Raw genomic sequence first — 9,294 nt, forward strand, 5'->3', positions numbered from 1 at the left:
GTCGTTTTGACCATACTGTACAACTATCAGCATCGGTGGGCCTTTGCCAGCCAGGAGGAAAGACTAGTGACAAGCGTATCTCAAGCTCCAGGGTCGCACGTGCTCCGTAGCCGGTGCGACGGGTTCGCAGCTGCGTTGAAGTGTGTCGGCGCCGACCTCGGCAAGGCAGGGAGGTCCAGGGCATGACATCCGGCGCTGCAGCTTTGTGCCTCGGGCCTGGCGGCTCGGACGGGTTTACAGTTCATCAATTAGTAAGGCGAAGGCCGGCGGCAGTTGAAATCGAAGTCGCCGTGACCGCAGCTTCCGTCAACCCGATCGATGTGCGCCGCTCCGAAGGCTATGGCCGGAAGCTCCTATCGCTGATCGGAGCCGGCACGTTTCCGCTAGTGCTCGGCAACGACTTTGCGGGTACGGTTACGGCGGTAGGCTCCCGTGTGGTGACCTTCAAGATCGGCGATCGAGTTTACGGCGTAAAGCCTGCTTCAACCGAAGGGACCCACGCCAGCCATGTGCTGGTCAAGGCTGTCCACGTGCTGGCCGTTCCGGAAGGCCTCGACCTTCACCCGCTCGCGGCAATTCCCTACAGCTTCACGACAATGTGGCTGGCTGTACGCGGCGCGGGCCTTTCCCGGGAGAACGCCGCCGGAAAGAACGTGCTGGTCCACGGTGCCGCCGGCGCATTAGGAACGTTAGCAACGCAGATGCTCTCCTCATGGGGCGCGAGAGTTACGGCGATTGCCCGGAGGTCAAACAGCAAAGTGTGTCTTGAGGCGGGTGCCAGCGAAGTGGTCGAGCAAACAGACAAGTTGTTCGGCTCCCTGGGGCGTACTTTTGACGCAACTCTCAACTTCGCCACCTGGGAAGATGATCGCGCATTGCTAGGCTGTCTGCGCGACGGTGCGCTCGGTCACGCAACCACCGTGCACCCAATGTTAGGGAACTTCGACCGGCTTGGCTGGCTGCGCGGTATGCTAAAGACAGTCTCGCAAAAGAAGGATCACCGACGCGCGCTGCCGGAGGGCGCCAACAATTACACATGGGTCCTCTTCAAGCCGGACAAGGCAGCACTGGATGATTTGCGCCAGTTCGTCGAACACAACCATGTCAGCCTGCCGATCGGGCTGTGCAAGCCGCTCGCCGCAGCAGGCGTGGCTTTTGACCACGTCCGGAAAAGACAGCCGGGGCGCGTGCTGCTGCTGCCCTGACACCACAGTCGAGACGTTGCGACGAGCGCGAAGGGGCGCACCTCAGGCTTTCATAAGGTGCGTTGTCCATCAAAACATGCGTCCGGCCGAGATGCTTTATCCAACCCTATTCAGCGCTGGCCGAGGCCGAGAGCTCGAAGCGTCGCGTCGAGCGCTTGGCTGGTCGTTCCGGGCCGGGGACCTCGCGCAACAATTCCGCGCGTCACCTCCAGCCATATTCCAATTGCGATGTCGGCAGCCAACTCTACGTCGCGCACGCTCACCCGGCCCTGGGCAATCGCTTCCTCGATGTCCGCCTTGAGATTCGCGCGGACTCCCATGCCGAACTCAATGGGTGATTGCGAACTCTGAATGACAAGGCGGGCCCAGTCCGTATCCGCGCTCGCTCTCTCCAGGAATTTCATGAACGCGAAAGAGAGGCGCTCAATCGGATCCCGCCGCTCGAGCCTGGCAGGCGACAGCAGCTCATCAAAGCTCTGACTGAGCCCGGCCCCCACCGCAGCCGCCAGATCTCCGATGCTCTTGAAGTGATAGTAGAAGGTCCCCTTGGCAACGCCCGCAGCCTCAACGACAGCATCCACCGTGATCGCCTCGTTCGTACGCCCCCCAAGGAGCGTCGCCCCTGCCTCCACGATCTGCGCACGCGTTCGCGCCCGCTTCTCACGCCCGATCTCCGCCCTGCGCGCCAAATCGACTTTTGCCATTCGTCCATGCCCTTTTTTTGCAATTGCACCGTTATGCAATTCTCATATTGACGATATAGTCGTTTTGACATATTAGTGCAAATTGAAATTGAAGCCGGTCCACATGCGGACGGCGAAGGGCCGCAAGGTCACGCTCGGTGAGAAGGAAAGCATTCGATGAACTTTCAGCCCCAAAAGGATTTCCGAACGGCAGAACGACGTCTGCCCTTCGAATGCATTGCGCTGGTGTTGCAAGGCGGCGGTGCGCTCGGAACCTACCAGGCCGGCGTCTACGAAGCCCTTGCGGAAGCCGGCATTCATCCAGATTGGGTTGCCGGCGTCTCTATTGGCGCCATCAACTCGGCGATCATCGCTGGAAACGAGCCGGCCGAACGCGTTGAGAAACTGCGGACCTTCTGGCGGGAGATCACCGCCAATCCACTTTTCGACTGGGCTGTCGCCGCAGACGCTCTCGCTCCGAAGGGCAATCTGCCGCGCGCGCTCTTCAATCAATTCAGCGCAGCCTGCGCGCTCGTCGCCGGGGCCCCAGGCTTCTTCAGCCTGCGACAGCCCGTTCCCTGGTTGTACCCAAGTGGCTCAATTGAAAGCACGAGCTTCTACGACACCAACCGCCTCAAGAGTACTCTGGAGCGGCTTGTGGACTTCGACCGGATCAACGCGGGCGGCATGCGTTTCAGTGTCGGCGCCGTGAACGTGCGGACAGGAAATCTCGTCTACTTCGACAATGAGACGCATACGATCCGGCCCGAGCATGTGATGGCCAGCGGCTCGCTTCCGCCCGGTTTCCCTGCGGTCGAGATCGAGGGCGAGTTCTACTGGGACGGCGGCCTTGTTTCCAACACGCCGTTGCAGTGGGTCGTCGAGCACGGGACGCGGCAGGACACGATTGCCTTCCAGGTCGACCTCTGGAGCGAGCGCGGCGAGCTTCCCCGAAATCTGGCCGATGTCGCGGCACGGCAAAAGGAAATCCAGTATTCGAGCCGAACGCGCGCCCATACCGATCAGTTCAAGCAGTACCAGCGCGCCCGACACACGCTCGCGAACCTTCTGGCAAAACTGCCCGCGGACCTTTTGGGCAGCGAGGAGGCGAGAATGCTGAGCTCAATTGCAGACCACAAGGTCTACAAGCTGGTCCATCTGATCTACGGCTCGAAGCAGTATGAAACCCACTCGAAGGACTACGAATTCTCGCGGCTGTCCATGGAAGAGCATTGGCGGGCTGGTTACTTCGACGCTTTGCGCACGTTGCGCCATCCAGAAGCGCTCCGTCGGCCGGACAATCAGGACGGGGTTAGCACCTATGACCTTGCTGCCGACGGGCAGGAATAGAGGTAGTCACCGCAAAAAGACTGACGTCCCCGTCGCGGGGCCAGCCTGGTCCTTCTGAACGCAAGCGAACCGCTTGATCCAGCCCAAAGGAATTTCAGACATGCAGCAAGACACTGTCCGGGCGAGCGCTTTCGCCATGCCCCTGACCAGCCCGGCCTATCCGGCCGGCCCGTATCGCTTCCGAAATCGGGAGTATCTGATCATCACCTATCGCACCGATCCGCAGAAACTGCGCGACCTCGTGCCGGAGCCGCTTCAGGTGCGCGAAGCTCTCGTGAAATTCGAGTTCATTCGCATGCCGGACTCGACCGGCTTCGGCGACTACACGGAAAGCGGGCAAGTCATCCCGGTCACGTTCCGCGGACGCAAGGGCAGCTACACCCACTGCATGTTTCTCAACGACCATCCGCCGATTGCCGGCGGGCGCGAGCTGTGGGGCTTTCCCAAGAAGCTCGCAAGTCCGACTCTTCGGACCGAAACCGACACTTTGGTGGGCACGCTCGACTACGGCCCGGTCCGGGTCGCGACTGGTACCATGGGCTACAAGCACCGAGCCGCGGACCTCGCGAGCGTAAAGGCCTCGCTCGCCGAACCGAACTTCCTCCTCAAAATCATACCGCATGTCGACGGCACGCCGCGCATCTGCGAGCTCGTGGAATATCACTTGGAGGACGTCGAGCTCAGAGGTGCGTGGACTGGTCCGGCAGCCCTGAACCTTTGGTCCCACGCCCTGGCCCCAGTCGCCGAGCTGCCGGTGCTGGAAGTCGTTTCGGCGGTTCACATCGTCGCCGATCTCACGCTCGCGCTCGGGAAGGTCGTCCACGACTACCTTGCGGAAGCCGAGCCTCACTATCGGAAAGGAAGAACCCATGCATTCGCAGAATGAAATTTCATCTTACAAGCACGCTAGCGGGGGTGGCCGGCTCCTCAACAAGGTGGCGGTGATCACTGGAGCCGCGAGCGGCATCGGCAAGGAGATTGCGCTCAGCTTCGCCCGCGAGGGAGCGAAGGTGGTCATCGCGGATCTTGATCAGAACGCTGCGCAAAAAGCCGCGTCCGAGATCGATCCGATGGGCGAATGCGCGCTCGGGGTTGGCATGGATGTCAGCAACGAGGAGCAGGTGGAAAGCGGAATGGCGCAGGCGATCGAAACCTTCGGGCGCCTCGACATCCTGATCAGCAACGCCGGGGTCCAGATCGTGGCGCCGCTTGTCGAGTTCGAGTTCGACAAATGGAAGAGGTTGCTTTCCATCCATTTGGACGGAGCCTTCCTGACCACCCGTGCCGCCTTGCGGCAGATGTACAGGCAGAAGGGCGGCAGCATCATCTACATGGGATCCGTGCACTCCAAGGAGGCGTCGCCGCTCAAGGCGCCCTACGTCACCGCCAAACATGGCCTCGTTGGCCTTGCGAAGGTCGTGGCCAAGGAAGGTGCCGCGCACGGCGTGCGCGCCAACCTGATCTGCCCCGGCTTCGTGCGCACGCCGCTGGTCGACAAACAGATCCCGGAGCAGGCGCGCGAGCTTGGGATCTCCGAGGCGGACGTGATCAAGACCATGATGCTGAAAGAGACGGTCGACGGCGAGTTCACGACCGTCCAGGACGTTGCGGAAACAGCGCTGTTCCTGGCAGCCTTCCCATCAAACGCGCTGACTGGCCAGTCGATGGTGGTCAGCCATGGATGGTTCATGCAGTAGCCGCCCAGAGACTCGCTTCTCTGTATCAAAAGGCTAGAGCCGTATACCTCAGAATAATAGCGATCGGACTTCCTAATGAGTAACAACATTTGGCGGGGAAGAATATCCCTGAACTGCCTTGACGGAGAGAAGCGTGCGGTACACGTCCTCGCAATCCAGTGATCGAAGACTAGAGGAGCCCGTTGCTCCCTTTTCGGCGGCCGTACCGCCCCTGTGTCTCTCGTCCATAGTGCACGATTTCAACAGTCTGCTGACGCCGGTCCTGACCATTCTCGAAGAGCTGCAAGCCCGCCGCGCCGGCACGTCCAGGCAGCTTAGGAAGCTCGACGGTGCGATATACTGCGCATTTCGTGCCAAGATACTTGCTCGGGAACTTCTCGACTTTACGAGCCCGCGTCAGGCAAGGCCGGAACCGGTTGACATTCACCAGATGATCTCGCTCTTGGAGGCGGCACTTGAAAGTGTTTTGCCTTCAAGCATCAGCCTCGAAGTTGATATCGCCAATAGCCTTCCGCTGGCTTTTGTCGACCAGCCGTTTGTGGAGCTGCGCCCTCCTCAATCTTGTCCTCAATGCGCGCGACACGATGCCTGAGGGTGGCGAAATCACCATTGCGGCAGCGCCGGAGTTGCCGCCTGTCAGCCTGGCTGGACCGCGTAAGCTGATGATCCGCCTTTCGGTCGCAAATCGGGGCATCTCTCCAGAGGCGCCGAGTATGGTGGGACATCCACACTTCTCGACCCAGACCAATAGGACCAGTCTCGTTTTGGCGATCGTCAAACAACTCATGGAGAGCTTGGAGGGTGGGCTCACACTGGCCAACACTGCTCGTCAGGGCACGACAGTCGACCTGTGGTTGCCAGCAATCTCGGCCTGCTCAGCCTACTGAGCTGTTGGCGAGAGGAAAGGAACTATCGCGATGGAACTCCGCGTTCTGCTCACACAGTGCTTCTCCGCCATTCACGACTTCGTGACGCCGCGATATCGACCGGAACTTCACTATATGCGTGGCCCTGGCCCGGCATATGCACGGCGCGCAGTGCTGGACGAATCTCGACGAGTGCTGCCGGTCCTGCGCAACCCGCGCTGGTAGCACGAGTCGTCGGGGCGGCAATTCCGCAACCTACTGAGGGCGTGCCTACGCAATGGTTGGCCACAGCCGAAGTGAGTGGCTTCCCCGGCGACATACGCGTCTGGGACGATTCCACAGGTTCGCCGACAGGCAAATCGCCCCTGTATCCTCCAGCACGGCGATGCAGCGGCGTGCGACACGCAGCCGATGAGGTAGCGCAGGCGGATGGAGGCAACTGGTTTAGGAGTTCTGCCAAAACGGCTAAGCGGTTATACCTCGGCATAATACCCAGAGTAGTCGAGGCAGGGTAAACCTTGCAACGGCTCCTGAAATCCAGCGTCCTCCCACCAGGGGCCTACTTGCCGCGCCGGTGTGCCTCTTGACCGCAAAAAACCTCCCCTGCCGGCGCGGCCCCTCTCAAAAGGGCAGAACAGCGCTTTCGCGGCCCTGTTTTTCGTAGGCCTTGGTCGAAAAGCATACTCTGCGAACGGAACGTGGGCGTGGGATGAAGATCAGCGATAGATGTGATCGGCTTTGCTGGGCGCCCCAAGAAGTGGGCACATTGACACGAGAGGGAAGTGGGTGAAGCCTGACTAGAACTGCGATGCCCGTGGTCCAAGAAGGACGCGGGCAGTCTCGAGTCGAGCGATGTGAAGATGGACGATACCGTCCAAGGCGGGCCGAAGAGGAGCGCCAGGAAAAGCACAGGCAGACAGGAGCGTCTAGCCGCTCCTGGCCGGCTGACGACGTCGACCCTAGCTCAGCCTGACGCGGTACAAGCTACCTGGGATGACGGCTATCGCATCCTCACACGGCAGACACGCCAGGACGAGAAGGCGGGGCCGCAGCCTGTCCTGGTGGTGCGGCTTGCGGCCGAGCACCCCAGCCGCACCAGCCTCGACAGACTGGCGCACGAATATGGCCTGAGAGACGAGCTCGACGGTACGTGGGCAGCGAAGCCGCTGGAATTCATCAACGAGAATAACCGCAGCGCGCTGATCCTGGACGACTGCGGCGGCGTGCCCCTCCGCCAGCTGATCGCGGAGCGAAAGCAGGGGATGGCGACCGAGCTCCCGCTCTTCCTGCGTCTTGCCATCGGTATCGCCGCGGCGGTCGGCAAGGTTCACGAGCGTGGTCTAGTTCACAGGGACATCAAGCCGGCGAACATCCTGGTGAACGAGGCAGAGGGCCAGGTTCGGCTCACAGGCTTCGGCGTGGCGTCGCGTCTTTCTCGGGAGCGCCAGGCGTCCGAGCCTCCCGAGGTCATTGCCGGTACTCTCGCGTACATGGCGCCCGAACAAACCGGCCGCATGAACCGATCAGTCGACGCCCGTAGCGACCTTTATGCGATCGGCGTCACGCTTTATGAGACGCTCACCGGCAAGCTGCCGTTCACCGCTTCCGATCCGATGGAGTGGGTGCACTGCCACATTGCCAAGCGCCCGGTGCCACCGTCCGAGCGGATGAAGAAGGTGCCCCGCGCTGTCTCGGCAATCCTCATGAAGCTGCTCGCCAAGAATGCCGAGGAGCGCTACCAGACGGCCGGCGGGCTGGAGGCCGATCTGCGGCGGGCCCTGCTTGAATGGGAGAGCCGAGGGCGGATCGGTGAATTTCCGCTTGGGACGCACGATCTGGCCGACGAGCTGCTGATTCCTGAGCGGCTCTATGGGCGCGAGCGTGAGATCGCTGTCCTGCTTGCCGCCTTCGACCGGGTTGTTGCGGGCGGCGAGCCGCAGCTGGTGTTGGTGTCGGGCCACGCCGGGGCTGGCAAGTCCACGGTCGTACACGAGCTCCACCGTGCTCTCGTGCCGTCTAGCGGGCTGTTTGCATCCGGCAAATTCGACCAGAACCAGCGCGACGCTCCCTATGCGAGCTTAGCACAGGCCCTGCAGGGCCTCATCCGGCCCCTACTGGGCAAGAGCGAAGCTGAGCTTGTGCCCTGGCGCGCCGGCTTGATTGAAGCTTTGGGCGCGAGCGGACGGCTGATGGAAACGCTCGTCCCGGAGCTCGAAGCGCTTATCGGTCCACAGCCGCCGGTCGCGGAGTTGCCGCCGCAAGATGCAAAGCGCCGCTTCCATTTGATCATCAGGCGACTGCTCGGAGTGTTCGCCCGAGCGGAGCATCCGCTGGCGCTGTTTCTGGACGACCTCCAATGGTTGGACACCGCGACGCTCGACCTGCTTGAGGATATTTGCACGCAACGGGATATGAGTCACCTGCTGCTGATTGGCGCTTATCGCGACAACGAGGTCACACCCACCCATCCGCTGATTCGTCGGCTGGCCGCGATTCGCGATGCCGGGGGGCTGGTGCGGGAGATCCCGCTGGCGCCGCTCAGGCTGGAAGAAATGGTCCGGATTTTCGCCGATGCTCTTCATTGCCGGAGCGGTCGCGTCCAGCCGCTTGCGCGGCTGGTGCACAAGAAGAGCGCGGGCAATCCGTTCTTTGCCCTTCAGTTCCTGAGCACGTTGCCGGATGAAGGGCTGCTTTGGTTGGATCGTGCGCAGGGGCGCTGGGATTGGGACCTCGAGGGCATACGCGCCAAAGGCTATACCGATAACGTCGCGGATCTCATGCTGAGCAAGCTGCGGCGCCTGCCAACCACGACCCAGATTGCCTTGAACGTACTGGCCTGCCTCGGCAGTCGAGCGACAGTGGGCACCTTGACGCTGATCAGAGGCGAACCTGAAGAAGCGGTTCACACGGTGTTTTGGGCTGCGGTACGGACCGGGCTGGTGCTGCGGCAACAGGGGGCGTACCGGTTCTTGCACGACCGGATTCAAGAGGCCGCCTACGGGCTGATCCCCGAAAGCGAGCGAGCCGCGGCGCACCTCGCTATTGGCCGCGTCCTGCTGACGTATACGCCCTCGGACGCACTCGAGGAGAGTATCTTCGACATCGTCGGCCAGCTCAACCGCGGTAGCATGCTGATTGCGCCGGGCGAAGAGCGCGAGCGCCTCGCCGATCTGAACCTGGTTGCCGCCCGCCGTGCCAAGGCAGCGGCGGCGTACGCGTCGGCGCTGACCTATGCCACCATGGGTGCGGGTCTCTTGCCGGATGATGCGTGGGAGCGCCGGTACGAGCTCGCTTTCGGCCTCAATCTGCACAGGGCCGAATGCGAATTCCTCGCCGGGGCGCCGGCTGAGGCGCAGGCGCGGCTCGCGGAATTGGCAAGCCGTGCCGCCAGCCTCACTGATTTGGCTCGCGTCACTCGGCTGCGTGTGGACCTTTTCATGAGCCTGGGTCGAAGCGATCAGGCCATCGTTTTCGGCCTCGACTACCTGCGCCG

The 9,294-nt window shown here is 61.8% G+C and carries 7 protein-coding genes; 6 read left to right on the plus strand and 1 reads right to left on the minus strand.

Annotated features, from left to right (window positions below; all coding sequences use genetic code 11):
• The first annotated feature begins 182 nt into the window (after positions 1–182).
• Positions 183–1,205: an alcohol dehydrogenase catalytic domain-containing protein gene (locus NMG80_RS01000; protein WP_254016401.1), complete on the plus strand. Its 1,023-nt coding sequence runs from the start codon at positions 183–185 to the stop codon at positions 1,203–1,205.
• A 110-nt stretch (positions 1,206–1,315) separates the two neighbouring features.
• Here NMG80_RS01000 and NMG80_RS01005 read toward each other — a convergent pair whose 3' ends face one another.
• Complete coding sequence (locus NMG80_RS01005; RefSeq protein WP_254016402.1) at positions 1,316–1,909, minus strand: TetR/AcrR family transcriptional regulator; 594 nt, start codon at positions 1,907–1,909, stop codon at positions 1,316–1,318.
• Between the two features lie 156 nt (positions 1,910–2,065).
• Here NMG80_RS01005 and NMG80_RS01010 point away from each other — a divergent pair, with 156 nt between their 5' ends.
• The 5 genes from NMG80_RS01010 to NMG80_RS37655 form a co-directional block, all read left to right on the plus strand.
• A complete protein-coding gene (locus NMG80_RS01010) occupies positions 2,066–3,238 on the plus strand; it encodes a patatin-like phospholipase family protein (RefSeq protein WP_254016403.1) in 1,173 nt (390 codons plus the stop codon).
• 100 nt (positions 3,239–3,338) lie between these two features.
• On the plus strand, positions 3,339–4,124 hold the full coding sequence (locus NMG80_RS01015; RefSeq protein WP_254016404.1) for an acetoacetate decarboxylase: 786 nt from the start codon (positions 3,339–3,341) through the stop codon (positions 4,122–4,124).
• Positions 4,108–4,935: a 3-hydroxybutyrate dehydrogenase gene (locus tag NMG80_RS01020; RefSeq protein ID WP_254016405.1), complete on the plus strand. Its 828-nt coding sequence runs from the start codon at positions 4,108–4,110 to the stop codon at positions 4,933–4,935. The genes NMG80_RS01015 and NMG80_RS01020 overlap by 17 nt, the downstream gene beginning before the upstream one ends.
• 461 nt (positions 4,936–5,396) lie before the next feature.
• A complete protein-coding gene (locus tag NMG80_RS01025; RefSeq protein ID WP_254016408.1) occupies positions 5,397–5,822 on the plus strand; it encodes an ATP-binding protein in 426 nt (141 codons plus the stop codon).
• Between the two features lie 839 nt (positions 5,823–6,661).
• Positions 6,662–9,294: ATP-binding protein (locus NMG80_RS37655; protein ID WP_436798512.1), on the plus strand; the 2,633-nt coding region annotated here is incomplete at its 3' end.

It is taken from the genome of Mesorhizobium escarrei, from assembly GCF_935825525.1.
Classification (GTDB): Bacteria; Pseudomonadota; Alphaproteobacteria; order Rhizobiales; family Rhizobiaceae; genus Mesorhizobium; species Mesorhizobium escarrei.